The sequence below is a fragment of the Ensifer sp. Root142 genome, from assembly GCF_001426785.1.
Taxonomy (GTDB): domain Bacteria; phylum Pseudomonadota; class Alphaproteobacteria; order Rhizobiales; family Rhizobiaceae; genus Ensifer; species Ensifer canadensis.
This window is the reverse complement of sequence record NZ_LMFK01000011.1, coordinates 109,511-132,707: the sequence shown is the minus strand read 5'-3', so window position 1 is coordinate 132,707 and position 23,197 is coordinate 109,511. Positions and strand designations below refer to the sequence as shown.

23 protein-coding genes are annotated in these 23,197 nt (G+C 59.6%); 16 read left to right on the top strand and 7 right to left on the bottom strand.

The window, feature by feature from the left end; all coding sequences use genetic code 11:
- The 3 genes from ASD52_RS12210 (at position 1) to ASD52_RS12200 (ending at position 3,337) form a co-directional block, all read left to right on the top strand.
- Positions 1–1,095 (top strand): ABC transporter ATP-binding protein, encoded by a 1,095-nt coding sequence (locus ASD52_RS12210; protein WP_025429846.1) that lies wholly within the window; start codon positions 1–3, stop codon positions 1,093–1,095.
- Between the two features lie 28 nt (positions 1,096–1,123).
- Positions 1,124–1,828: a FadR/GntR family transcriptional regulator gene (locus tag ASD52_RS12205; RefSeq protein ID WP_025429847.1), complete on the top strand. Its 705-nt coding sequence runs from the start codon at positions 1,124–1,126 to the stop codon at positions 1,826–1,828.
- Between the two features lie 66 nt (positions 1,829–1,894).
- The gene (locus ASD52_RS12200) at positions 1,895–3,337 is read left to right on the top strand and encodes an amidohydrolase (RefSeq protein WP_082571808.1); all 1,443 of its coding nucleotides are present in this window, start codon (positions 1,895–1,897) and stop codon (positions 3,335–3,337) included.
- Positions 3,338–3,603: 266 nt separating this feature from the next.
- On the opposite strand, the gene ASD52_RS12195 is transcribed toward ASD52_RS12200, so the two are convergent.
- Complete coding sequence (locus tag ASD52_RS12195; protein WP_025429849.1) at positions 3,604–4,170, bottom strand: nuclear transport factor 2 family protein; 567 nt, start codon at positions 4,168–4,170, stop codon at positions 3,604–3,606.
- Between the two features lie 96 nt (positions 4,171–4,266).
- On the opposite strand from ASD52_RS12195, the gene ASD52_RS12190 reads away from it, so the two are divergent.
- Positions 4,267–4,872, top strand: a complete 606-nt coding sequence (locus ASD52_RS12190; RefSeq protein WP_200954035.1) for a MarR family winged helix-turn-helix transcriptional regulator — start codon at positions 4,267–4,269, stop codon at positions 4,870–4,872.
- A gap of 59 nt (positions 4,873–4,931) precedes the next feature.
- Here the strand turns inward: ASD52_RS12190 and ASD52_RS12185 are convergent, their stop codons facing one another.
- Positions 4,932–5,291, bottom strand: coding sequence for a hypothetical protein (locus ASD52_RS12185; protein WP_025429851.1), 360 nt, complete (start codon positions 5,289–5,291; stop codon positions 4,932–4,934).
- A 338-nt stretch (positions 5,292–5,629) separates the two neighbouring features.
- Between ASD52_RS12185 and ASD52_RS12180 the strand changes: the two genes are divergently transcribed.
- Genes ASD52_RS12180 through ASD52_RS12150 form a run of 7 tightly spaced genes read left to right on the top strand, consistent with a single transcriptional unit; the run spans position 5,630 to position 11,972 of the window.
- Positions 5,630–6,784, top strand: a complete 1,155-nt coding sequence (locus ASD52_RS12180) for an amidase (protein ID WP_200954034.1) — start codon at positions 5,630–5,632, stop codon at positions 6,782–6,784.
- Positions 6,784–7,935: an acyl-CoA dehydrogenase family protein gene (locus ASD52_RS12175; protein WP_025429853.1), complete on the top strand. Its 1,152-nt coding sequence runs from the start codon at positions 6,784–6,786 to the stop codon at positions 7,933–7,935. Before ASD52_RS12180 ends, ASD52_RS12175 begins: the two co-directional genes overlap by 1 nt.
- A gap of 47 nt (positions 7,936–7,982) precedes the next feature.
- Complete coding sequence (locus tag ASD52_RS12170) at positions 7,983–9,248, top strand: aromatic ring-hydroxylating dioxygenase subunit alpha (protein ID WP_057224527.1); 1,266 nt, start codon at positions 7,983–7,985, stop codon at positions 9,246–9,248.
- Positions 9,224–9,742 carry an aromatic-ring-hydroxylating dioxygenase subunit beta gene (locus ASD52_RS12165; protein ID WP_210179271.1) on the top strand — a complete coding sequence of 173 codons (519 nt, stop codon included), beginning with the start codon at positions 9,224–9,226 and terminating at the stop codon, positions 9,740–9,742. The genes ASD52_RS12170 and ASD52_RS12165 overlap by 25 nt, the downstream gene beginning before the upstream one ends.
- Before the next feature lie 38 nt (positions 9,743–9,780).
- Positions 9,781–10,503 carry an SDR family NAD(P)-dependent oxidoreductase gene (locus tag ASD52_RS12160; protein ID WP_244497461.1) on the top strand — a complete coding sequence of 241 codons (723 nt, stop codon included), beginning with the start codon at positions 9,781–9,783 and terminating at the stop codon, positions 10,501–10,503.
- Between the two features lie 10 nt (positions 10,504–10,513).
- Positions 10,514–11,473, top strand: coding sequence for a PDR/VanB family oxidoreductase (locus ASD52_RS12155; RefSeq protein WP_057224522.1), 960 nt, complete (start codon positions 10,514–10,516; stop codon positions 11,471–11,473).
- Between the two features lie 10 nt (positions 11,474–11,483).
- A complete protein-coding gene (locus ASD52_RS12150; protein WP_038578018.1) occupies positions 11,484–11,972 on the top strand; it encodes a flavin reductase in 489 nt (162 codons plus the stop codon).
- Between the two features lie 397 nt (positions 11,973–12,369).
- Here the strand turns inward: ASD52_RS12150 and ASD52_RS12145 are convergent, their stop codons facing one another.
- The 5 genes from ASD52_RS12145 to ASD52_RS12125 form a co-directional block, all read right to left on the bottom strand.
- Positions 12,370–13,227 (bottom strand): alpha/beta hydrolase, encoded by an 858-nt coding sequence (locus ASD52_RS12145; RefSeq protein WP_025429859.1) that lies wholly within the window; start codon positions 13,225–13,227, stop codon positions 12,370–12,372.
- Complete coding sequence (locus ASD52_RS12140; RefSeq protein WP_234907859.1) at positions 13,224–13,628, bottom strand: hypothetical protein; 405 nt, start codon at positions 13,626–13,628, stop codon at positions 13,224–13,226. The genes ASD52_RS12145 and ASD52_RS12140 overlap by 4 nt, the downstream gene beginning before the upstream one ends.
- 62 nt (positions 13,629–13,690) lie before the next feature.
- Positions 13,691–14,596, bottom strand: a complete 906-nt coding sequence (locus ASD52_RS12135; RefSeq protein WP_038578679.1) for a LysR family transcriptional regulator — start codon at positions 14,594–14,596, stop codon at positions 13,691–13,693.
- A 29-nt stretch (positions 14,597–14,625) separates the two neighbouring features.
- On the bottom strand, positions 14,626–15,810 hold the full coding sequence (locus tag ASD52_RS12130; protein WP_082571807.1) for a muconate/chloromuconate family cycloisomerase: 1,185 nt from the start codon (positions 15,808–15,810) through the stop codon (positions 14,626–14,628).
- A gap of 23 nt (positions 15,811–15,833) precedes the next feature.
- Positions 15,834–16,703: an intradiol ring-cleavage dioxygenase gene (locus tag ASD52_RS12125; RefSeq protein WP_025429863.1), complete on the bottom strand. Its 870-nt coding sequence runs from the start codon at positions 16,701–16,703 to the stop codon at positions 15,834–15,836.
- Between the two features lie 603 nt (positions 16,704–17,306).
- On the opposite strand from ASD52_RS12125, the gene ASD52_RS12120 reads away from it, so the two are divergent.
- From ASD52_RS12120 to ASD52_RS12100, 5 genes are all read left to right on the top strand, one after another.
- Positions 17,307–18,314: a substrate-binding domain-containing protein gene (locus tag ASD52_RS12120; protein ID WP_025429864.1), complete on the top strand. Its 1,008-nt coding sequence runs from the start codon at positions 17,307–17,309 to the stop codon at positions 18,312–18,314.
- Positions 18,315–18,574: 260 nt separating this feature from the next.
- On the top strand, positions 18,575–19,669 hold the full coding sequence (locus tag ASD52_RS12115; RefSeq protein ID WP_025429865.1) for a sugar ABC transporter substrate-binding protein: 1,095 nt from the start codon (positions 18,575–18,577) through the stop codon (positions 19,667–19,669).
- 132 nt (positions 19,670–19,801) lie between these two features.
- Positions 19,802–20,692: an ABC transporter permease gene (locus tag ASD52_RS12110; protein ID WP_347369221.1), complete on the top strand. Its 891-nt coding sequence runs from the start codon at positions 19,802–19,804 to the stop codon at positions 20,690–20,692.
- Between the two features lie 10 nt (positions 20,693–20,702).
- Positions 20,703–22,205 carry a sugar ABC transporter ATP-binding protein gene (locus ASD52_RS12105; RefSeq protein ID WP_025429867.1) on the top strand — a complete coding sequence of 501 codons (1,503 nt, stop codon included), beginning with the start codon at positions 20,703–20,705 and terminating at the stop codon, positions 22,203–22,205.
- A 2-nt stretch (positions 22,206–22,207) separates the two neighbouring features.
- Positions 22,208–23,152, top strand: coding sequence for an ABC transporter permease (locus tag ASD52_RS12100; RefSeq protein WP_025429868.1), 945 nt, complete (start codon positions 22,208–22,210; stop codon positions 23,150–23,152).
- Positions 23,153–23,197: the final 45 nt, after the last annotated feature.

Sequence of the window (23,197 nt, the reverse complement as noted above, 5' to 3'; positions counted from 1 at the left end):
ATGTCGTTGGAATTGGCGAATGTCGGTAAATCGTTCGGGAGCGTTTCCGTGCTCCAGGACGTCAACATCAAGATCGAGGACGGCGACTTTCTTGTCTTGCTAGGCGGCAGCGGGTGCGGCAAGTCCACATTGCTCAACTGCGTCGCCGGGCTCGACGACGCGTCCGCAGGGCGGATATTGATCAAGGGTCGCGATGTCACGATGCTTGATCCGAGCGCGAGAAACGTCGCGATGGTGTTTCAGTCCTATGCACTTTATCCCACTATGACGGTCGAGCGGAACATTAGTTTCGGGCTCGAATGCGCCGGGGTAAGCAAGGCCGAAAGATCCAAACACGTCGAGCGCGTTGCCGCGCTGCTCAGGATTTCCGACCTGCTCAAGCGTCGGCCTTTTCAGCTTTCAGGCGGTCAGCGCCAGCGGGTTGCCATTGGCCGTGCGCTCGTGCGCAATCCCGATATTTTTCTGCTCGACGAGCCGATGTCGAATCTGGATGCGAAGCTGCGCAATCAGATGCGTGAGGAGCTGCGCGAGCTGCACAAGACCCTTGGCGCCACCTTTGTCCTCGTGACACATGATCAGATCGAGGCGATGTCGATGGCAACGAAGATTGCCGTGCTCGACCGTGGCCGTGTCCAGCAGTTCGGTACGCCCTACGAAGTCTACCATCGTCCGGAAAACATGTTCGTGGCTGCGTTTGTTGGCGCGACCAAGATGAACTTCCTCGAAGGCAAGTTCGCTCTGGTTGACGCCGTTCCCCACATCCAGATTGGATCGAGCCGGATCTCGTTGGCTGGCTATGTGTATGCGGATCAGCCTCCGAAGGAGGGGGACACCGTCGTTCTCGGCGTTCGGCCCGAAAATATCTATCGCTCGCTGGAACGTGTCGAGGGCAATCACTATCTCGAGGTGGACCTCAAGGTCGAGCGGACTGAGCTGACCGGTGGCGATGTGCTCGCGTCCTTCGAATTCGAGCGGCAGGCACTGTTATGCCGGTTCCGCTCCAGCCGGACGCCTGATGTTGGCGCCGTCCAGAAGCTTTATGTGGATATGCAAAACTGTTCGCTTTTCGATAAAAGGACAGAACGCAGACTCTGAAGCATGCCTGGATGGAGACTTAACCCGCATGATCAATTCACTGGCAAACGGTCGGCTTTATCAAAAGGTCGCAATTGATCTGGCGCATCGCATCAGTGCGGGAGAGTTTTCAACCTCGGATCGATTGCCGACGGAGCGCATGTTGGCTGAAACCCTACAAGTTTCGCGACCAACGGTTCGAGAGGCCCTGATCGCTCTGGAGATCAAGGGGCTCATTGAGATTCGGGGCGGTTCTGGCAGCTACGTGTGTCGCCAGCCGGATGTCACGACCGAACTCGATCGTCTGTTCGATCTGGGCCATTCACCGTTCGAGATCATGCAAACGCGCCTGCTCTTCGAGGGCGAAACGGCTGCGGTTGCGGCCGAGAAGGCCGGTGAGGCTGATCTGGCAGCGATGCAAGCGGCGATTGCAAAGTCTTGGGAGGAGTTCGAAGCCCACACCATGCGCCGCTCGAACATTGCCAACGATGCCGACGGCATGTTCCATTTTGCCATCGCCAATGCATCCGGAAACAGCCTGACAGCCTCGATCATCCACCATCTCTGGAAGCGGCTGCGCTCGCCGATTATGGGGGCGATGGAGGACCGGGTGGACATCGAACAATATGCCGAAATTCAGATCATGGACCATGAACGGATCTTCCAGGCCATTAAGTCCAAGGATGCGGCCGCGGCCAAGGACGCTATGCACCGTCACCTGCGTCGCTACATCAAACTGTTGCAGACCAAGTAAGACGTCCCGCCTTTCTTGCCGGAACCCGGTCGACCATCTGAAACGGTCCGTTTCGGACGGCGAGGCATGAGTACAACGCAGGAGCAGATCGTGGTGTTGAGGTGCAGGCAAGGACTATCGATCGGTGAAATCGTGGATTCCATCCGTGGTGACTTCGAAGAGCTTAGCGACCGGGTCTGGGAGACACCGGAACTGCTCTACCAGGAGGTTCGTTCCGCTTTGCTCCACCGCCAGGTTCTCGAAAAATACGGATTCCGTATTGAAGCGCCGCTCGGGGGTGTCGTTACCGCCATGACCGGCGAATTTGGAGCGGGCGGGCCGGTGATCGCCATTCTCGGTGAGTTCGATGCCTTGCCCGGACTTAGCCAGCGGGCCGGGCTCGATCGTGCCGAGCCCGTCGAAGCCGGCGGCAATGGTCACGGTTGCGGGCACAATCTACTCGGGGCCGGAGCTCTTCTGGCCACTGCTGCCGTGAAAATTTACCTGGCCGAACATGGCCTGCCGGGCCGCGTGCGCTATTACGGCTGCCCGGCCGAGGAGGGTGGCGCTGCCAAGACCTTTCTGGTGCGAGACGGATACTTCGCCGATTGTGCCGCCGCTCTCAGCTGGCATCCCATGGCATTTAATGGCTTGATTCCGGCTCGCTCGCTCGCGGCAGCCAGCATCGATTTCACCTTTGTTGGCCGTTCCGCTCACGCCGCGGCCAATCCGCATCTCGGGCGCAGCGCGCTCGATGCTGTTGAGCTAATGAGCGTTGGCGTGAACTACATGCGCGAACACATACCCACCGATTGCCGGGTACACTATGCCATTCTCGATGCTGGCGGACGTGCGCCGAATGTGGTGCAGGAGCGGGCGGTCGTGCGCTACTCGGTCAGGGCACGCAACCTGGCCGATATGGCCGGGCTGGTCGAGCGCGTGCGGCAGGTGGCCGACGGCGCGGCACTGATGAGCGAGACTAGGGTGAGCGCTAAGGTTGTTTCAGCAATGTCTGACCTCCTGTGCAATGCGCCGCTTAATTATCTTTTGCACGATAAACTGATCGAGGTGGGCCCGCCGCAGTTCGATGGTGCCGAACGAGCGTTAGCGGCTCGTATGCAGGCAACTTGGTCAGAGCAGACGACGGAGGCGGCCTTTATCTCGGCGGGTATTGCGCAACGTCCGGCCGTTCTTTGCGACTGGGTCTTGCCACATGAGGCCGATAGTGGGCAGGCGCCGGGGTCTACCGATCTCGGCGATGTCAGTTGGGTTGTGCCGTTCGCGCAGATCGGTATGGCAACCTGCGCCATCGGCACCCCGGGTCACACCTGGCAGATGACTTCACAAGGTAAGACCAGTGCAGCACATAAGGGCATGGTGCAGGCCGCCAAGGTGCTGGCGACGGCGGCCATCGAGCTAATCAACCAGCCGGAGACGCTCGAACGGGTCCGAGCTGACTTTGCACGCCGGACTGCGGAGAGGCCCTATCGGTCGCCGTTGCCGGCAGAGGCCATGCCGGGCGTTGTCTAATCGACGGTCACATAGCCAAGCCAAGTCAAGCCTCACATCGCACTCATGCGCTCCATCGGGACCGTCTCCGCCAGCATCGCTTGGTTCGATGAGGGTGTTCACTAAAGCAGTTCGTTCGGCGCCGAATTTCTTCTCATCACGAGAATGGAGGCTGCAGTTACAAGGCTTGGGTCCATCGGGTACGAAGTTATGGAAGAGATGCGAAGCCGGCCTCACCGATCGGAGTTGCTGTCTCCGCGGAACGATGGGCGCGGTTTCGACGGCGGTCAGGGCCGCGTCAGCACCGAATAGCTCGGATAGTCGCTTGCCCAACCGTGTTTAAGCGGGGCGACGAAAACATTCTCCGTGCGTGTGCGTGCAATTTTCCAGATGCCGTCGACTTTCTTATAGAGATTATTCAGGCGGCTTGAGCGAAGCAGCGCAGAGCCGTCGGAAAATATCCAAGGCTGGCAGTGGACCCACTGTCCGTCGGCGTGGTCGCCGTCGACGTGAATCTGTTCGGACGTCAAGTAATGGACGTTCAATAGAAGACGAGGATCGCGTTCCTTGTCCCAGAAAGCCTGAAAGTGCTTGCGGATAGCCGCCTTTCCTACACAGCGGCCAAACTGGTTGTCATAGTACTGTCCGACGCCTTCCCAGATCGCGTCCTCGGCGTAGAGGGCGAGTATCGCTTCGATCCGTGCTTCCTCGTTGACGATACTGTAGTCGGGGCACGGCGTATCGCAGAGGAACATGTAGCGTGCCTGGATACGGCGGATGTCTGCCTCCGCCTCCAGCAGTTCGATTCGACGGACCAGCCCCGCCACGGTTTGCGCAATATCGGTGTCCGACATCGTCTACGTCCTCTGTCTGTTGTCAAAATCTCGTTGCGCCGACTGCGACGATGCGCCCACGCGTCGCGGCGGGGTGAGTTGACGTGCCGCGGTCTGATGTCGGATGATATTGCCCTTCCGCCCGGGACGCGATTGCTTTGCCTTGAGGTCGGATACGGCACAGTCGAAGGGATGCAGGTCTTGAATGCCCGGAAAATGACAAATGCGAACCCGGTCCGCATCGATGTGGCCGATGCTCCTTCCGCAACGGTCTCTCTGGAGGACGGCGTCGAATCTACATTTTCTGGTAAGGGCGATTGGCCCTATTACTGGGTTTCCCGCGTCAGCGCGCTCTATGCGCTGGAGCTGGAGAAACGCCTGAAGCCCATCGGGCTCGACGTTTCGCGTTGGCGCGTGCTCGCGTCGTTGCTGGAGCACGGCGGCCTCGGTGTGTCCGAGATTTCCGACTATTGTATTTTGAAGCTCAACACCACCACCAAAATCGTGCAGCGGATGACAGCGGAAGGGCTGGTGACGACGCGCGGCAGCCCGTTCGACGGGCGCGTGACCGAAGTGCAGTTGACTGAAGCGGGGAGTGAAGCGGCGCTTCGCGCGGCGCGGATTGCGCAGCAGCTTTTCGAACGGACCTTCTCCGATTTCGAGAAAGATGAGATCGCCCAGCTTAATCGGCTTCTCAAACGGCTCTTCGCCAAGCTGGCCTGATCCGGTCGGCATGCCCACCCCCCTTCCCCTCGCAGCTCGAGCGGTGGCGCAGGCCATCGTTACAGGGCGGGAATTTCCAGCGCGCGTCCCATTCGCGCCTCGATGCGCATGAAGCGCCAAAGCCGGTATTCGCCGATTTCGATCGTCCGGAAGAGGTTGCACGCCGCCTTGACAGTCTCTCTGTCCGGGCAATCCGCCATCAGGTAACAGGTCCAGGGAAAGCCTGCGGGCGAGGCTCCGACCATTGTCTCGTCGTCATCGAGCGTACCGATGATGGACACGTTAGGCAGAGCCGCGACCCGCTGCAGGAACTGTGAAAAGCCCGCCCACACTGCGCCGATGTCCTTAGACGGCAGGTCGAAGAAATTCTGATCGACGGCGATGCAGAACAATGTGCGGATGGGTTTCATTTCGGTCATGTCGGACCCCTTATTCTCTTAGAGTTCAAGTGGTTGATGCGGCGCGTCTGCGATCGCGCACGCTGTATCTATGCCCAGCAGGGGCAAGGTCAACGGTTGAAAGCGTGCATCAAATTACTAGAAAAATAAAGTGAAAAATATAGTACATAATCAATTACGCCGCGATGACATGGGCAGTCCCGTTGCAGTCTGGTCAAGGCTGGCTGCTGTGCGCCGCCCACGATCCTGGCGGTTAGATAATAGAAAAAGAGATAGAAAATTCTAGTAAATTGCCATAACGGCGTTGACGCTTTACCGAAATACGGTAATATTACCGTTATTGAAGGGAGGGAGAGCCGGTGACTGAAACCCCTATGCAGCCACAAAATTCTGCGTTGTCCCAAACCTTCAGGATTGGGGGCGACGGCCTGACGGTGGTGATCAAAGAGTGCCTGTCGATCCGTGGCCTTGTCACCCGCTGCGGATGCCGCGCGCTTGCCTGCGGCCCTTCGTCCTCGTCTAACGCCGATGTTGTCGATGCATTGATTGACAATGGTTGCGCGATCATCGGAACGGCCAATATGCATGAGTTGGCCTTTGGCGTGACCGGCGTAAACGATTATCTGGGAACGCCCCTCAATCCGCGGTGGCCCGACCGCATTCCCGGCGGCTCGTCGTCAGGCTCGGCTTCGCTCGTGGCGGCAGGCGCATGTGATTTCGCCGTCGGAACAGATACGGGCGGCTCCGTCCGCGTTCCGGCCTGCTGTACCGGGATCTTCGGGATGAAGCCGACCTACGGCCGAATTAGCCGCACGGGGGCCATTCCGGCGGAAAGCTCGATCGACTGTATCGGTCCGCTGGCCCCCACGGCTGCGATGCTTACGCGCTCGATGGAGTGCATGGACCCGTCTTTCAAGCGGCAGGATGCTGCCGGACCGTTCCGACTCGTTGCGGTAACCGTCGCGGCTTCGCAAGAGGTTCAGGCGGCGTTCGACGCAGCGCTCGAGGGGCTCGTTGCGGCTTCGACGCCGCTCGAAGGGTTGGCGCGAGCTTACCAGGCGGGCCTTGTCGTCATCAATGCCGAGATGGCGCGGGCATTTGGCGATCTCGCGCGGGCAAGCGAGGGGCTTGATCCCGAGGTGCGCAGTCGCATTCTCGCCGCTGTCGACAGTTTCGATTCGGCGGCACTTGAGCGTGCCGAAGAGGTGCGTACCCTTTTCCAGCAAGAGGTCGATGCGGCGCTCGCGCATGCCGATGCGCTGGTCTTGCCGACCATGCCCGTCGTTCCGCCGCGTCTTGCCGAGGCCGGCGATATGCAGGCCCTCATCCCACTCACAGTGCTTGCGCGCCCGTTCAATCTGTCTGGGCATCCGGCTGTGACTGTCCCGATCCGCACTGCGGGCGGTCTGCCGGCTGGTGTTCAACTCATTGGCCGGCGCGGTGAAGACGAAACGCTTTGCGCCGTTACGGAATGGGTCGCGCAACAGCTGAAGATCAACGGAGATCCGCTTTAATGAACATCCCAATAGCCGCCAGACAGCGGAACGAATCCGCCGCTCTCGATGCGCTTCTCGACGAGATCCGTTGCCGGCGCGACGAATTTGAGAAACTGACATATGTGCCGCTCGACATCGTGGAAAAACTGCAGCAGGTCGGCGTCTATCGCGCCTTCGTGCCCAGGGAGTTTGGTGGCGATGCGCTCTCGCCGATGTCGTTCCTCAGGCTGGTCGAGGCGCTTTCAACAGCGGACGCCTCCACCGGCTGGGTCGCCAGCTTTGGCGTCTCATCGACCTATTTGGCGGCGCTGCCGCCCGAAACCTTCGCGAAGATATATGCTGACAACCCCGATACAGTCTTCGCCGGTTCGATCTTTCCGCCACAACAGGCCGTGCGAACCGACGGCGGCTTCAAGGTGGCGGGCCGCTGGCCCTATTGTTCCGGTTGCATGGGCGCATCGCTGATAGGTGCGGGAATCCGGAGCGACGAGGGCAATGCCGGTGGATTGCCGCGCATGGCCGTCATGCCGCGCAAACAAGTCGCGATCAAGCATACCTGGGAGACGGTGGGGCTTGCTGCGACCGGGAGTCACGACATTGTTGTCGAAGACGTATTTGTGCCCGAGGAGTGGACTTTTGTGCGCGGTTCGAAGGCGCAGCGCGACGATGCGATCTTCCGATATCCGTCAATGGCCCTCGCTGCACAGGTTCTCGCCGTTGTGGGTCTTGGAACAGCGCGCGAGGCGCTCGACTGGATCCACGCCGAGGCACTTTCGGGTCCGTCCATTACGGGGGCGCCGTCGATCGGCATGCGACCATACATCCAGGCCGAACTCGGGCGGGCAGAGGCGCAACTGCGCGGAGCACGGGCATTCTTCTATGAAACGACCGAGGAAGTTTGGGAGGCCGTAAACCGGGGCGATGAGATCTCCCCGCAGATGCGGGTGCGCCTCAGGCTTTGCGCAACCAATGCGGCGAACGAAGGCGCGGCGGTAGCCCAGGCGGCATTCCGCATGGGCGGCGCGTCGGCCATCAATCGGGGCCACGTGCTCGTGCGTTGTCTTCTGGATTCCGCCGCAGTGGCCCAGCACGCCTTCCTCGGAATCGGGACGTGGACATCGGCCGGTGCGGGCCTGCTCGCTCAGGCTGTGCCGCCCGGTTTTCCGTGAGGCAGTTGAAAGACACGTAGCTAACAAGCGTCAGCAAGGAGGGAGTGATGAACATCGCATTGAAGGAAGATGACCGGGATTATGCGGAGTGGGTCGGCAAGGACCGCGTCCGCACGCCCGTCTACAGCGACCCGTCGCTGTTTGAAGCAGAGATGGAGAAGATCTTCAGCAAGACATGGGTCTGGGTTGGGCATGTCTCCGAAGTTCCGGACAAGGGGTCGTTCAAGACCTCCTGGGTCGGCACGCAGCCTGTGATCATCTCGCGTGACCGCAAGGGAGACCTGCATGTTCTCGTCAATCGATGCCGGCATCGCGCGGCAACGGTCTGCGAACACACGCGCGGCAAGACCAGCTCCTTCCAGTGCCCTTACCACGGCTGGGGCTACGCCCTCGACGGCTCGTTGCGCGGCGTTCCCTACTCCGAAGGCTACGACGAGACGTTCGACAGGAGCCAGTTCGCACTGAAGCGGCTGAAGGTCGACGTCTATGCGGGCATGATCTTCGCCTCGTTCAACGGAGACGTGGAGCCGCTGGAGGACTTTCTCGGGAACGCGCGGCGCTGGATCGATCTCTTCTTGAAGCAGGGTGGCGGTTTCCCCGTGAAGGTAAATGGCGAGCACCAGTTCCAGTTCCCGGGCAACTGGAAGATCCAGCTCGAGAATACCACCGACGCCTACCACTTCCCTGTGGTCCACAAACCTTTCCTGCAATCACTCGATTCCGAAACCGAGGAGCTTTTCTCCTTCCTCGGGGGGGACGGTTTCGTCGAAGATCTCGGCAACGGCCACTCTGTCATGGTGATGATGCCAAGCCTCATCGACCTCGATGGCGAAGGCTGGGAGATTCCAGACCGGTTCGCAGAACTCGCGGAGCAGTTGCGCGGCCGATATGACGAGGACCAGGTTTGCCGGATCGTCAAGGCGGTCGGTGGCGTCGGCTTCAACCTCAATCTGTTTCCGAATGTGGCCTGTTCCCTCTCGTTCTTCCGCGTGCTGCATCCCGTCAGCGCGGACCGCACAGACATCAGGCACCTCGCACTCGGCATGGAGGGTGGTCCAGAGGAAGCCAACCAGATGCGCTTGCGGCTGCACGAGCACTTTCAGGGGCCGATGGGCTTTGGCAGCCCTGACGATGCCGAGGTCTGGGAGCGTGTCCAGCGCGGAACGGCCGGCGCGCCCGAGCTCGATATCATGGTCAATCGCGGGGACGGGCTTGAAAAGCCAGGCCCGAACGGCCTGCCGCAGGGCGATGTCAGTGCCGAAACCGGCATGCGTGCGGCCTATGCGATGTGGAAGAGGATGATGTCCCAATGAACGAACATGTGAGAGTGGACGGCGGCATTTCGCTGCGTGAAGCCGAGGAGTTCATCTGGCGCGAGGCAGAGATTCTCGACCGCGCCGACTACAACGCTTGGTTAAAACTCTGGCTCGACGGGGGCTTCTATGTGATTCCGCTGAAGCCTGACGAAACCGACTTCAAGAACACGCTGAATATTGCCTACGACGATGCGCATATGCGGCGTATGCGAGTGGATCGTCTCCAGGGTGGCTTTGCCATTTCGGCGACGCCGGCAGCCCGCACTGTGCGCCTCCTGTCCCGTTTCGTCCCGATCGAGATCGGCGCGGATTTCATTCGGGTAAGATCGGCAATGCATCTGACCGAAGACAAATTCGGACGGCAGCGCTCGTTCATCGCAAATGTCGAACATCGACTGGAACGGGGGGATGGCGGGCTTTTCATTCACGACAAGGTCGTGAGATTGATCAATGCCGATGGGGTGCTGACGTCGATCAGCTATTTGTTCTGATGCCAGCGCCTCTTCCCATCCTAACGCAGACGGCAGTGGTGACCGGCGCCGGGAGCGGCGTCGGAGCCGAAATTGCCAGGGCGCTGCACCGGGCAGGCTTTCGCGTCATCCTCACTGATATCGACGAGCCAGCCTGCAATAGGCTGGCCGAGGAACTGGACCTTGCGTCGGAAACGGCGCTGACGGCCTGTCTCGACGTGTCGAAGCCAGAGGATTTCCAACGAGTGCTCGACAAGACGGTTGAACGCTGGGGCTCTGTCGAGGTGCTCGTCAACAATGCCGCCGTCACGCGCGCCAAACCTCTTCTCGATATAGAGACGGACGAGTTCAACGCGGTTATGGCTATCAATGCAGGCGGCACCTTCACGGGTTGCCGGATCTTCGGCCGGCATTTCAAGGAGCGAGGCTATGGGCGGATCGTCAATTTGGCGTCGCTTGCCGGCCAGAACGGAGGCACCGCGACGGGCGCGCATTATGCGGCGTCCAAAGGGGCAATCCTCACGCTGACGAAGGTCTTCGCCCGTGACTTGGCGCCCTTCGGCGTCACCGTGAATTCGATTTCGCCCGGGCCTATGGACACGCCCATGGTTCGCTCCATCGTGCCGGAAGATGCCATCGACGAGATGGTGTCGGCAATTCCCGTAAAGCAACTCGGCGATCCGGCACTTATCGCTGACATGGCGGTGTTTCTCGCGTCGGCCAAGGCGGCATTCGTTACCGGCGCGTGCTGGGACGTCAACGGCGGGCTTTTCATGCGATGAGAGGACAGGGATGACCGAGGAAATATTGTCGCTAAAAGTCGTAGAACGCAATGAGGATCTCGGTGGTGTCCTCCGGCTGACGCTGGTGTCCGCCGATGGCCGCCCCCTGCCGGCGTTCGACGCGGGCGCTCATCTCGACATGCACGTCAAACACGGGGATGTCGATTTGTGGCGCCAGTATTCGCTGTGCGGCGATCCTGGGGAAAGGAACGTCTATCGGCTTGGCATTCTAAAGGACCCGAAAAGCCGTGGCGGTTCGGTTGCTGTTCATGAGATGGCGCGCGAGGGCGCGGTGCTCGAGGCCAATGTGCCCAGAAATCACTTCCCGCTGAAGGAGGAGGCTGAGCGCTCCATCCTGCTTGGCGGGGGTATTGGCATTACACCGATGCTGGCGATGGCGCACCGCCTCGGTGTGCTCGGTCGTGAATTCGAGCTTCACTACTGTACGCGGTCGCGATCGGTGACTGCATTTCTCGACATTCTTGAGGCCGTACCGTTTTTCGATCGAATCCGATTCCATCACGACGACGAAAAGACGTGCTTCGTTCCCGCCACGCTTCCACGCCCAACGCCGGAAACACATCTCTACGTGTGCGGGCCGCAAGGCTTCATGGACTGGCTGATTGGAGCCGCACAGAGTGCAGGATATGCCAGCGATCACATTCACCGCGAATACTTTGGTGCGAATGTCGATCTGACGGGTGGCAGTTTCGAGGTTGAAGCCCGCGCCTCCGGCATAAGCGTGACCGTCGGTCCCGGCGACACCATCGCCAAGGCGCTAGCGAAAGTCGGCATCGACGTTGAGGTTAAATGCGAGGAAGGCGTATGCGGTACCTGCCTTACGGAAATCATCGAGGGCGTTGCGGACCATCGCGACATGTTTCTCACCGATGAGGAGAAGGCCCAGAATGCGGAGATGACGGTGTGCTGCTCGAGAGCGAAGAGCCGCAAGCTCGTCCTGAACATCTAAGGAGGGAGCCGTGGAAAATACTGCACTGGAATTTCGTGAGGGCATGAGCCGTCTCGGCGCGGCCGTGAACCTTATAACGTCCGACGGGCCGGAGGGGCGTCACGGAATGACGGCGTCAGCCGTCTGCTCGATCACCGACAGCCCGCCAACCCTTCTGGTCTGCGTCAATCGCGGCAACAGGTCCCACGATGTCTTCAACGGCAATGGAAACCTCTGCGTCAACGTTCTCGCCAGCCGGCATCAGACGCTATCAAACGCCTTTGCGGGTCGCGGCGACGGCGATCGCTTTGCCGCAGGCGATTGGACTGTCCTTGCGACGGGTGCCCCGGTTCTCGCGGATGCTGTGGTCGCCTTCGACTGTCGTATAATCGAGCGACGAGCGATTGGGACGCATTCGGTGTTCTACGCTCGCGTTGCTGCCACGTACCTCGGTAACGTGCCAGCGGAGACCCTAATCTGGTTCGACCGCTCGTATCATCCGCTTATTGCCCGGACGTAGGATCATTGAGGGGAAGGTGCCAACCTTCCTCTTCCTGCGGCTTTGCTTGGAAACTAGAGGGGCCGTGATGCTGCGTCGGAGCCTTTCGCCGGGGCTTACGCCGATACCTAAGACAAAAAGCCAAGGCGCTCTTTCTTAACATCAACTCCAAAGACCTCTTCCGTCGGCACGGAAAGATGGCGTTGAGCATGCGATGATCGTGAAAAAAGAAGCTGGGTCGTCAGCTCTGAGCAGGTGGGTTGGCCCAAACTCAGTGTCCGAAAGCTGGCAATAGGCTGTGGCGCCGTACTATTTTTCCGAGGATTCTGGTCATGGTGGGCGTCCGGATCGACGCCCTGAAAAACTCTCCAGCTCGAGATGGTGTCGGACAAGAATTGTCCGCATTCGCACCTCCCCCTCAGGCCGTTACTGGCCGCATTCGCGACAGCGCGTTGGCAAAATAGGGGCGGAACGCCGCGGGGTGTTCGCTCATCGGAAAGTGACCGAGTTCATCCATAATGGTCAGGGTCGCACCTGGAATGGCAGACGCGGTCCGCGCGGCATCCTCTGGAGTACAGGTCAGGTCGTAGGCCCCGCAAAGAATGTGGACCGGCGTCTTATTCGTGTCGATCGATGCAAGCCTGCCGACCAGGCTGTCGTCGCGGGTGTAGAAGGAAAGGTCGCCGCGGAAGACGCCCGGACCCGATTGCATGAACATCCATTGCGTGTTCCAGCGCTCCACTGCCGGCGCGTATGGGGAGATGTTTGCAGAAACCAGTGCTGCGCCCATTTCTCCGCCGTGGGCGTCCGGGCGGTGGAACCAGTCGATGTCGTACCATGCTGGCTGGAAGTCGGATGCTTCGATCGCGATGAACCCGCCGAAGCGGGCAGGGTGCAGCGCCGCGAGTTGCAGGGCAATGCGCCCTCCCATCGAGCAGCCGGCAAGAAGCGGTCTGTCGAGCCCAAGCGCGTCGGCGAAGGCAAGGACCGTCGCCACGTAGGTTTCCGTCGTCAGGAGATAATCTTGCGTCTCGAAACCTTGCGGCGGCAAAGACTTGCCGTGCCAGGGCATGTCGAAGGCGATGAATCGGTGGTTTGCCGTCAGTTCGTCGTCGTTCAGGATAAAGCGCCACTGACGGCTGTCGGCGCCAGCAGTGTGGAGGCAGAGGACCGTGCGACCAGCGCCAGCCTCTTCGAAATAGATGCGTTGGGCAACACCTTCAACGGCGAGGTTGACATAGCGGCCACAGAGCGGCTCGAGACCTGCTATCGTCATGCTGCGGCTCCCCGGCGGCCGAGCGCCATGAATTCTTTAAAGAAGCGCAGGTTGCGAACCAGCGTGAGGATGTCTCCCTCGATGCGCCCGCGCCCGATTTTCACGAGCCCGAAAATGTCGTGGAAGCCGGGCTTCGGCAGTGGTTGCCAGAACTCGTCGAGCGCGGCCCGCTCCGTTCGAAGAGCGAAACGCCATGAGGTGCGCCGGCTTGGACCGCGGGCGAGGGAGATCAACGCGCCCTTCTCGAAGGTAAGGTAGAACTCCTCGCCGTCGACTTCGATAAGCACTGTTTCGCTGAAGAGCCGGCCAATACGCAACAGGTGTGGGCGGCGGAGCAGCGCCGCCTGCATCGTCTGAAGAATGTCCAGCATGATTTCCTCCTTGAAGATCGCCTCGAACATCGGCCACAAACGCCGCCACATCAATGCCTGGGGAGATATGCGGCAATACCCTTGTCGGCCGGTCAGGCTGGCAGATCCGGCTTCTGGACCAGCTTGCGGGCGATCTCGAGGAGCCGCTGGATATGCCGCTCGCGGTTATCGATGCGGTAGTTGATGGAAAGCCGCGTAACGGCATCAGCGCGTGCCAATGGCAAAAAGCGAACGCCTTGGTGGCCTGTCTGTCCGACAGAGCGAGGTACAATTGACACCCCCTCTCCAACAGCCACGAGGCTTATGGCGGTCTGGTAGTCCATGCAGAACACGCGGTTCTTCGGTCGGAAGCCTTCCGCCTCGCAAAGGGCGAACACGACGTCTGCGAAGCTCGGTCGAGGACGCTCGGGGTAGAGGATGAACGGCATGTCGTGCAGAGCGGCAAGCGGGATCGGCGCCTTCGTTTCGAGCATTGCGGTATCGCTTGACGCGAGTATGAGGGGCTCCTCGTGAAAGGGAACCGACTTAATCTCCGCATCCTTGAGTTCCGGCCGGGCAATTGCGATGTCGATCTCCCTGCGGATGAGCGCGCGATGCTGTTGTGCGTTGTTCATTGCGGAGAGAATAAGGTTCACCTCGGGATAGGTCCGGCGGAAGGATTTGATAAGATTGGGCAGGATACCGTGGGTTGCAGACCCGACGAACCCGATGCGCAGCCGGCCCTGGGCCCCCTGATCGATACGCCGCACCTCAAGGCGGGCGTCTTCCATCCGCTCGATCATGTCCCGTGCGTGCCGGAGCAGGGCCTCACCAGCCTGCGTCAGGCGTATTTGCCCACGTCCCCGATCGAATAAGGTTGCGCCAAATTCTTCCTCAAGTTGCATGATCTGACGCGACAACGGCGGTTGGGCCATGTCCAGGCGCTCGGCCGCCCGACCGAAATGCAGCTCTTCGGCGACCGCGAGAAAATATTCCAGACGTTTCAGATTAAAAGACATGTCCATCCCCCCGGGCGATCGGGAAGACCTTAACCGCTCCGTGAGACCTGTCGAAGTACTTCCTCATCCACGGTGATACCGAGACCTGGTCCGGATGGACACCAAACCTGAAAATCACGGTATTCGGCGCCTTTGCACACGAGGTCCTGCACAAGAATCTGCGGCCCGAACTGCTCAGTGCCCCGTTCAAGATGCGGTAGAGTCGAAAAAACAGCGAGGTGTGCGGCCGCGCCGATGCCGCTTTCGATCAAGCACCCGCCGTAAAGTTCCATCCCGAAGGACGACGCAACGCCGGCGGCGCGTTTCATTTCCATCAGGCCCCCGCTCTTGACGAGCTTGAGCGAATAGACGCTGCCTTCGGCATTAATGCCGGCGCGCGCGATGTCGGCGGTCGTGAAGGCGCCCTCGTCCACCATGATCGGGATCGGGCTGCGTGCCGCGACCCGTGCCATGGCAGCCACATGGTTGGCGGGCAGGGGCTGTTCTATGAGCCTGACGCCCATTTCATCGAGCACAGGAATGAAGCGGAGCGCCGTCGCTTCGCTCCAGGCTTGGTTGATATCGACGATGATAGAGGCCCGTCCTTGGAGTGCATCGACGATCCGGCGCAGTCGCCGTATATCATCCTCCGGAGACTTGAAGCCGAGTTTGATTTTGAACTGGCGGTGCAGCCGCTGTTCGAGTTTGCTGTTCGCTTCTTCGATCTCTTGTTCCGGATCGCCGGACGCAAGCGCCCAAATAACCTCTATCGACTGACGGACTGCGCCTCCGAGCAATGCGCTGGCCGGCAGGTCGAAGGACTTGCCAACCGCGTCGTAGAGAGCGCTTTCAATGGCAGCCTTGGCGGAATAGTTGCGTGTGGCTGCCGCGGCCATGCGAAGAGCGTTCCGCTCGAATGCCGATGCGTCCGTGCTGATGACTGCCGGCGCCAGATAGATGTCGATGACCGACTTGATGGATTCGACGCTTTCTTCCGCCCAACGAGGCCCCCCCAAGGTGGAGGCCTCGCCGTATCCTATGGAACCGTTGCGCAGCACGACCTTGACAATGACGTAGGACTGCTGGGCGATCTCCGTGTTGGAAAGCTTATGGCGCCTGGTGGTTGGGCAATCGACGATGTGGCTTTCAACGATATCGATTGTCAATCCGGAGGCGGTTTGACCTAGGATTTCCTTTACAGACGTCGTCGGGGCCTTGGAGGATGCAGTGGTCATGATCGTCTCTGCGCGGAGCCCGATTACTCGGCGGCCATGGAGGCCGCGAGTGCGGGCAGGGTGAAATCGAAATGAAGGATCAAATCCGTGTCGCCGCCGCTCGGGGTCTTCTGGAAGTGTCCCACGAGACTTTCCTTCACGGCAAAGACGGAATCGTTCTCCAGATAGTCGCTTTCACCGTCAAAGATCTGTGAGATGAGAGTCCGGTACCCTTCTTTGAAGAGCATGAAATGAATGTGCCCGGGCCGCCAGGGATGGTGTCCCATATAATTCAGCAGTTCGCCGGCCGTACCGTCATACGGAATGGGGTAAGGTAGCGGCCGGATGGCGCGGAAGGCATAGTGCCCGTTCTCGTCCGTCTCGAACCGGCCCCTAAGATTGTATTCCGGCTGATCCGGATCCTGCTGCTCATATAGGCCGTTCGGGGCGTCCTCCCATACGTCGAGCGTAACGCCGGCGATCGGGTTTCCAGCCGTGTCGCGAACATAACCTTCGACGAGGACCGTCTCTTCGTTGTCGAAATGCTTCTGTACCGTCGAGGCGCCTTTCGGAAGGACCGGCGGGTTCTCGCGGTAGAACGGGCCAAGTACGGTCGAAGCGCTTTCATTGCCGCGGACGGGATTGGTCAGCATGTCTACCAGTACCTCGACGCCGAGGATATCGCCCAACAGGATGAACTCCTGGCGTTTGCCGTCGCACATCTGCCCAGCGCGCATGAGATAATTGCAGCCGTCGATGAATTCTGCATGCGTCACGTTCACCTCGCGACAGAATGCGTGCAGGTGACGGATCAGGCCGGCGATGATCTCCCGCCGCCGGCCGGCGCATGGTTTATGCTTGCCGAGCGACTCGAGGACAACGTCGGTGACGTTCTCGATAGTGACGTTGCGCATGCTCAATCCTCCTCCATACGCGTGTTGTGGCCGGCGACATTTCCCCAGCGCGCCGACAATCTGATATTGCCGCGCAACAAAGGCGTGCGCCAATGACGAACACGGTATCGTGCGATACGTTGCTTGTGTGAAAGGGCACGAAGGTCGGTTTCTCACCAGTCGAACCTCGTCAATAACGGGACGAGGTGGTTCCTTGAACGGATGCACTTGCGCCGGTCACGGCTCTTCATTGCGCGAGGGTGCAGATCGGACGAGCGTGGGGGGCGAGAGCTGAGGCGGCCGGCGGGGGGCTTCGATCGATAGGGCTTCGACTTGCAATGCGGCCGCGCGCGCTCTACACCAGTGTCGACGACCGCATAGGATCCGACCATTTCCACCGCCTACATGCCCAGAGCGTTGACATGGCCGTGGTAGGCGTCGCCCTCTTGCAGATGGACACGCAGCAATGCGAGCGGAAGCCTCCCACAAGCCCTCATCGATCAGGCTTTGCGGCATCGACGCATCGAGTCGGGATATGTGTTCGCCGCATCCAGCCCTGCTGGTTGCGGGCTCGACGATCCATGAATATGCGCCGAGCTTTAGCGCAAAGTTATTGGACGCCCCATGAAAACAGGCAGACGAAAACCCACTATCTACGACATCGCGACTGCGAGTTCGGCCTCTCCAACGGCGGTCAGCATGGTGTTGAACGGCCAGTGGAAAAAGCATCGTATTAAACCGGAGACGGCATCGCATATCCTAAGGTGTGCAGGCGAATTGGGCTATTCGGTTAACCAGAAAGCGCGAGCCTTACGCCTATCTCGGTCTGGCTTGGGAGGCATGGTCCTCCCGCACTATCGAAATCGGTTCTTTGCAGGGCTGGCCGAGGCTTTCGAAGCGGAGGCCCGCGAACGAGACCTGTGCCCGATCGTTGTCAGCACGCAACGCGACCCGTCCATTGAGGCACGTGTGGCCGAGACCTTGCTGGCCCAGCAGGTCGAATTTCTCTTTATAGCTGGGGTTCATGATCCTTCGCCCATAAATGACATGTGTACCGCCGCGGGGATTCGATGTGTCAATGTCGACCTACCAGGTCCCAAGGCACCTTCCGTTGTCTCGGACAACCGCGGCAGCGCGATGGAAGTTACCGAGTTGCTGATCGGTAAATTCCGCTCATCTGGCCTTCCCATCGATGACTGGTTCTTCTTTGGCGGCGTCCGGGATGACAATTCGACGCGTGAGCGGATCGAGGGCTTTAACGCAGCGCTCGCGAAACATGGAGTCAATCTCGGCGCGGATGCGTTTCGATGTGAGGGATACGCCCCCCGCATTGCCGCGAGCGCACTCGCGGATCGGTACTCCGAAATCGGGCGGCTGCCTACTGGGCTTTTCGTCAATGGCATAACCGGCTTGGAAGGGGCTGCGAGCTTCCTTGCCAGTCTCCCAAGGGAAACCTGGAACTCGACGCGAATTGCTGCCTTCGACTGGGATCCATTTGCTGCGCAAATGCCCTTCGACGTGACCATGGTACGGCAGGATGTTGAAGCCATGATTGCTGCCAGCTTCGCGCTTATCGACGATTATCCGGAAGGGCAAACGCCGTTGATTGTCGTTCCCGCCAAACTCCGCTGACACACGTCGAAAGAAGCGGAATTCTCCAACGCACCCTCCGCTCTGTTTTTTAACACATGCAAAGAAATATTTGCTAAACCGATTGCTAAATCCATTTAGCAATTGACTTTTAGCTGTTTTGGCTTTAGTTGGAGAACCTGCCCGGAGGAAAGGGAAGGGCACTACCAATCTCAAATTGGCCATCCGAAGTCTGTGCTGCGATGTACGGGCAACGGATATCTGCGCCCGTCGAAGGCGCGATTTTCAGAGGAGGAACCGCAATGAGCATAAACGACTTCATGCAAAGGGCAGTAATCGACCGTCGCCGGTTTCTCATCGGCTCGGCGTTGGGCATCGGCTCGATCGGCGCGTCCGGTCTCGTACGTCCGGCATTCGCCGCCACCGGCTACAGCTTAGCGAGTTCCATTCGCTCTCTGTCGAACGCCTTTCATACGGCATGGAATAGGGGTGCAGAGTCCTTCGCCCAGAGCATCGGCGATCCCCACAGCGCATTGGTCACCGAGGGTAACAGCGAGAAGGGAATCGCCGACATCAAGGCATTCCTGGCAAAGGCCGGCGACAAGGCAATCCTCGGTGTCGATCCCAACGACTCGCCCGATGCCCGCCCGATCGTCGAAGCGGTAGCAGCGGCCAAGGGACACATCGTAACGGTGTGGAACAAGCCGAACGATCTCCACCCCTGGGACTTTGGCGACAACTACGTTGCGCACATGTCCTTCAATGGCGTGCCGGCTGGCGAGCAAACCGCCAAGGCACTTTTCGATAGCTTCGCCGGCGAGGGGGCAATCGTTGCTCTTGGCGGCATACCGTCAAACGTGTCCGCGATCGAACGCAAAGCGGGTCTGATGAAGATGATCGAGGCCTCTGGCGGAAAGGTTCAGCTGCTAGATTTCCAGGACGCCGACTGGGACTCGACCAAGGCCAACAACATCGTGGCAGCCTGGCTCACGCGTTTCGGCAGCGACATCAAGGGTATCTGGGCGGCGAACGATGGGATGGCGATCGGCGCGTTGGAGGCGCTTCGCGCTGAAGGGCTTGCTGGCCAGATCCAGGTTACCGGCGTCGATGGGACGAGGGACGCCGTGCAGGCTGTGAAAAACAAGGAAATGGCCGCGACGGTCGATTGGGATCCGTTTTGGATCGGCGGCATCGCGCTGTCCCTGGGGCATCATGCAGCCACCGGCGCATTTACGCCCTCCGAGCAGCCGAAGGACCATCGCGAGTTTTACGGCACAGGCGCGCTGATTACCCAAGCCGATGTCGAGGACTACTGGAAGAAGAACGTCGAAGCAACGCCGGAGGTTGACTGGAATGACCTTTGGCGGCGCGTGAGCGGTCAGATCAAGTACAGCTGATCAGTACCGAGGGGCCGCAGGACTCGATGCGGCCCCTTTCGAACGAAAATCCGGGAAGACAACATGACACGAACAAACTCGCGCTGGGTCAACGCCACCCCTTTGCTCGTCCTGATAGGACTCTGCCTCGCAATCGCCATATTCGATCCAAGATTCCTATCATTTGGAAATCTTGCTCGCATTGCGGCGGCAGCATCCGCTCCTCTCGTCCTCGCTCTCGGCGCTACCTTCATCATCCTTATGGGGTCTATCGACCTTTCAGTTGAAGGATCGATGGCCTTCTCGGCCGCTGTTCTCGCGGCTTTCGTGGCGAACGCTACCGGAACCGGTGTGGGTCTCGGCCTTGCGGCCATACCGATCGCCCTTCTGGCCGCCGGTGCCTTCGGCTGCATCATCGGCTTGGTTCATGTACACCTCAAGGTGCCAACTTTCATGGCGAGCCTCGGTATGGGTTTCGTTGGCGTCGGTATCGCAACAGTGCTCCTGGGCGGTGAGCGCGTTGGCATTCTCGATCAAAATATTCGCGCGCTGGCCTTGAGCCGTGTCCTCGGCCTCCCTCTATCCGTCTATGTGGGCGTATTGATGTTAGCTTTTGCTTGGTTCATCCAGGATCACACGCGCATCGGACGTCACATCATGGCGCTTGGCGGCGGCGAGGATCTCGCGGCTGCGTCCGGAATCAACGTCGGTCGAGTTCGAATTCTGGCATTCACCATTGCGGGCGTCTTCTTCGGGGTAGGCGCGGTTCTAACGTGCGCAAGGCTGGGTGCATCGAGCGCCCTGATCGGAAGTGGACAGCTTTTTACCGCAATCAGCGCGGTTGTCGTCGGCGGTACGGCATTGACCGGTGGCAAGGGAGGTGTCCTCCAAACGGTTGTCGGCGTCCTCATCGTCATTGTTCTGAACAACGGAATGATCATTCTCGGCCTTCCTTCCTTCGTCCAGCAGGGTGTCCTGGGTCTCTCGATCATCCTCGCAGTGCTGCTCAATTCGCCCGGTCGCAACCTGGCGATTGTCAAGTAGGAGCGCCAACATGCTTGATCTCAAGGAAATCACCAAGACTTTCGGTCGGGTGCAGGCGCTCAAGGGCGTCTCGATACAGGTCAATGTGGGCGAAGTGGTCGGCCTCGTCGGCGAAAATGGCGCCGGCAAATCCACCCTCATGAAAATTCTGAACGGTATCTACCAGCCTGACAGTGGGACAATCGAAATCAATGGCGCCGTTGTGGCGCTGCGGGGGCCGCGCGACGCTTCCTCCAAGGGCATTGGTATGGTGTTTCAGGAACAGTCGCTGATTCCGAACATATCGGTCGCCGAAAACATTTTCATCGGGAACGAGTCCCAGTTCGTGCGGGTTGGCCGCATCGATTGGAAAGCTATGGGGGATGCCGCAAAACGGCAACTCGATAAGGTCGGCCTCGATGTCAATCCACGTACTATGACGTCGGCGCTGACGTTCATGCAGCGGCAGATGGTCGAGCTTGCAAAGGTGCTGACACTTGAGGAAGCGGTGGACGGCAATCTATGCGTCCTGCTGGATGAACCGACGTCGGTCCTTGAGCAAGCCGAGATCGATATCCTCTTCGGGGTGATCCGCAAATTGAGGGAGCGCGCGGGCATCATCTTCATTTCCCATCGCCTCGATGAGGTGATCGACATCGCGGACACGATCTACGTCCTGAAGGACGGCGCCGTCGTCGAGCGCATGCCTAAGACCGAAGCGACACCAGATCGCATCCACCACCTCATGGTCGGCCGAGGAGCTGCTGGTTCTTACTACAAACAGGACGAACGTCGCCCTCCGTCCCAGACGGTTGCGCTTTCCGTGCAGAAGGTCTCGAGGGCACTTGAATTCTCCCAGATCAGTTTCGACGTTCACAACGGTGAAGTACTCGCATTGGTTGGCACGGAAGGTGCTGGATCCGAACCCCTGATCAGGAGTTTCTTTGGCCTTGAGCGAGTCCATCTCGGTAAGGTCGTCTATCGCGGCGCAGATCTCACAAACACATCGCCCGGTAAAGCTGTTGCGGCAGGGATGGGCTACGTGCCGCGCGAGCGAAAAATCGAGGGCATCATCGAAGAAATGTCCGTGCAGGAGAACATCTGCCTGCCCTTAGGCGGTCGCTTGACGCGCTTCGGCCTGTTTAATTTTCGGGCGATTTCCAGGAAGACGACCGAACTCATCGCTAAGCTGCGCATCAAGACCCCCGGTGGATCGGCCCTTTGCGCCAATCTGTCAGGGGGCAATCAGCAAAAGGTCGTTCTGTCCAAGTGGTATCGCACGGATGCGCGGCTCTTTCTGCTCGATCATCCCACGCGTGGCCTCGATGTCGGCGCCAAGGAAGATTTGTATGCCCTCATCAGGGAAATGTGCGCCGCCGGCGCCGCCGTCGTGTTGATAGCCGACACGCTCGAGGAGGCGATCGGGCTGGCGCATACGATCATCGTTCTCAAGGACGGCAGGCAAACAGCGCGGTTCGATAACACCGGGCCGACGCCTGTAACTCCCCTCGACCTCATTCCGCATATGGTGTGAATATGAAGCAACTTGGCAAGCTTGGCGGACTTATCCCATGGATCGCGCTCGTCGCTCTGATCTTAATGGTCGGCACCTTTGATACGGCCTTCCTGAGACCGGCGACACTTATCGGGCTGTTTGCGGATTCGGCAACACTCTTCCTGATGGCAATCGGTATGACCGCCGTCATCTACATTGGCAGCATCGACCTGTCGCTTCAATCGCTCGCCGCACTCAGTTCGGTCGTTCTCGCCCTGCTCATCCCAGACCATGGGATGATGGCCATACCTGCGGCTTTATCGGTCGGCCTTTTATTCGGTTGCATTTCAGGCTTCGCCCACGCGGTCTTGCGCCTGCCAAGCTTTATCGCAACTTTGGCCGTAGGCGGGATAGTCACCACCGCCGCACTGTATCTTTCCGGCCAGCGTTCGATTCAAATCGATGCCCAGCCCCGTGCGGGTTCCCTCTCATGGGCAATCGGAACGTCGTTTGGAGTTCCCAACGAAATTTGGGTGTCGCTGGCAGTACTTGCACTCGCGCTCGTCGTGGAACAGGCCACCCCCTTTGGGAAAGCAATGAAAGCCGTTGGCTGCGGCGAGGCTGGCGCCCGCGTCGCAGGCATTCCCATCCAAGGCATCAAGATCGCAGTCTTCATGGTCTCAGGTCTATTTGCGGCGCTGAGCGGGGTCGTGTTGGCCGGACGATTGTCCAGCGGCTCTCCGATCATCGCAAACGAGTTCCTACTGCCGGCCATCGCGGCCGTTGTGCTTGGCGGCACGTCATTGACTGGCGGTAGCGGAGGAGTGCTGCGCACACTCGTCGGAACGCTGTTGATCGCTGTGGTTCGCACCGGGATGACTTTCGTCGGCATCGACGTCCTAGCTCAGCAGATCGTCTTCGGACTCATCCTGGTCGCAGCCGTCGCGCTGAGCACCGGGCGCGCGCCGAAAGGCGTCATGAAATAAGCGTCCGTCCCGGCGCTCCTAAAAATCAAGTCAAAGGAGATTATC

Coding starts and splice junctions, on each gene's coding strand:
- ASD52_RS12210 (WP_025429846.1), top strand. CDS start 1: ATGTCGTTGGAATTGGCGAATGTCGGTAAATCGTTCGGGAGCGTTTCC.
- ASD52_RS12205 (WP_025429847.1), top strand. CDS start 1,124: ATGATCAATTCACTGGCAAACGGTCGGCTTTATCAAAAGGTCGCAATT.
- ASD52_RS12200 (WP_082571808.1), top strand. CDS start 1,895: ATGAGTACAACGCAGGAGCAGATCGTGGTGTTGAGGTGCAGGCAAGGA.
- ASD52_RS12195 (WP_025429849.1), bottom strand. CDS start 4,170: ATGTCGGACACCGATATTGCGCAAACCGTGGCGGGGCTGGTCCGTCGA.
- ASD52_RS12190 (WP_200954035.1), top strand. CDS start 4,267: ATGTCGGATGATATTGCCCTTCCGCCCGGGACGCGATTGCTTTGCCTT.
- ASD52_RS12185 (WP_025429851.1), bottom strand. CDS start 5,291: ATGACCGAAATGAAACCCATCCGCACATTGTTCTGCATCGCCGTCGAT.
- ASD52_RS12175 (WP_025429853.1), top strand. CDS start 6,784: ATGAACATCCCAATAGCCGCCAGACAGCGGAACGAATCCGCCGCTCTC.
- ASD52_RS12170 (WP_057224527.1), top strand. CDS start 7,983: ATGAACATCGCATTGAAGGAAGATGACCGGGATTATGCGGAGTGGGTC.
- ASD52_RS12155 (WP_057224522.1), top strand. CDS start 10,514: ATGACCGAGGAAATATTGTCGCTAAAAGTCGTAGAACGCAATGAGGAT.
- ASD52_RS12145 (WP_025429859.1), bottom strand. CDS start 13,227: ATGACGATAGCAGGTCTCGAGCCGCTCTGTGGCCGCTATGTCAACCTC.
- ASD52_RS12140 (WP_234907859.1), bottom strand. CDS start 13,628: ATGTTCGAGGCGATCTTCAAGGAGGAAATCATGCTGGACATTCTTCAG.
- ASD52_RS12135 (WP_038578679.1), bottom strand. CDS start 14,596: ATGTCTTTTAATCTGAAACGTCTGGAATATTTTCTCGCGGTCGCCGAA.
- ASD52_RS12130 (WP_082571807.1), bottom strand. CDS start 15,810: ATGACCACTGCATCCTCCAAGGCCCCGACGACGTCTGTAAAGGAAATC.
- ASD52_RS12125 (WP_025429863.1), bottom strand. CDS start 16,703: ATGCGCAACGTCACTATCGAGAACGTCACCGACGTTGTCCTCGAGTCG.
- ASD52_RS12120 (WP_025429864.1), top strand. CDS start 17,307: ATGAAAACAGGCAGACGAAAACCCACTATCTACGACATCGCGACTGCG.
- ASD52_RS12115 (WP_025429865.1), top strand. CDS start 18,575: ATGAGCATAAACGACTTCATGCAAAGGGCAGTAATCGACCGTCGCCGG.
- ASD52_RS12105 (WP_025429867.1), top strand. CDS start 20,703: ATGCTTGATCTCAAGGAAATCACCAAGACTTTCGGTCGGGTGCAGGCG.
- ASD52_RS12100 (WP_025429868.1), top strand. CDS start 22,208: ATGAAGCAACTTGGCAAGCTTGGCGGACTTATCCCATGGATCGCGCTC.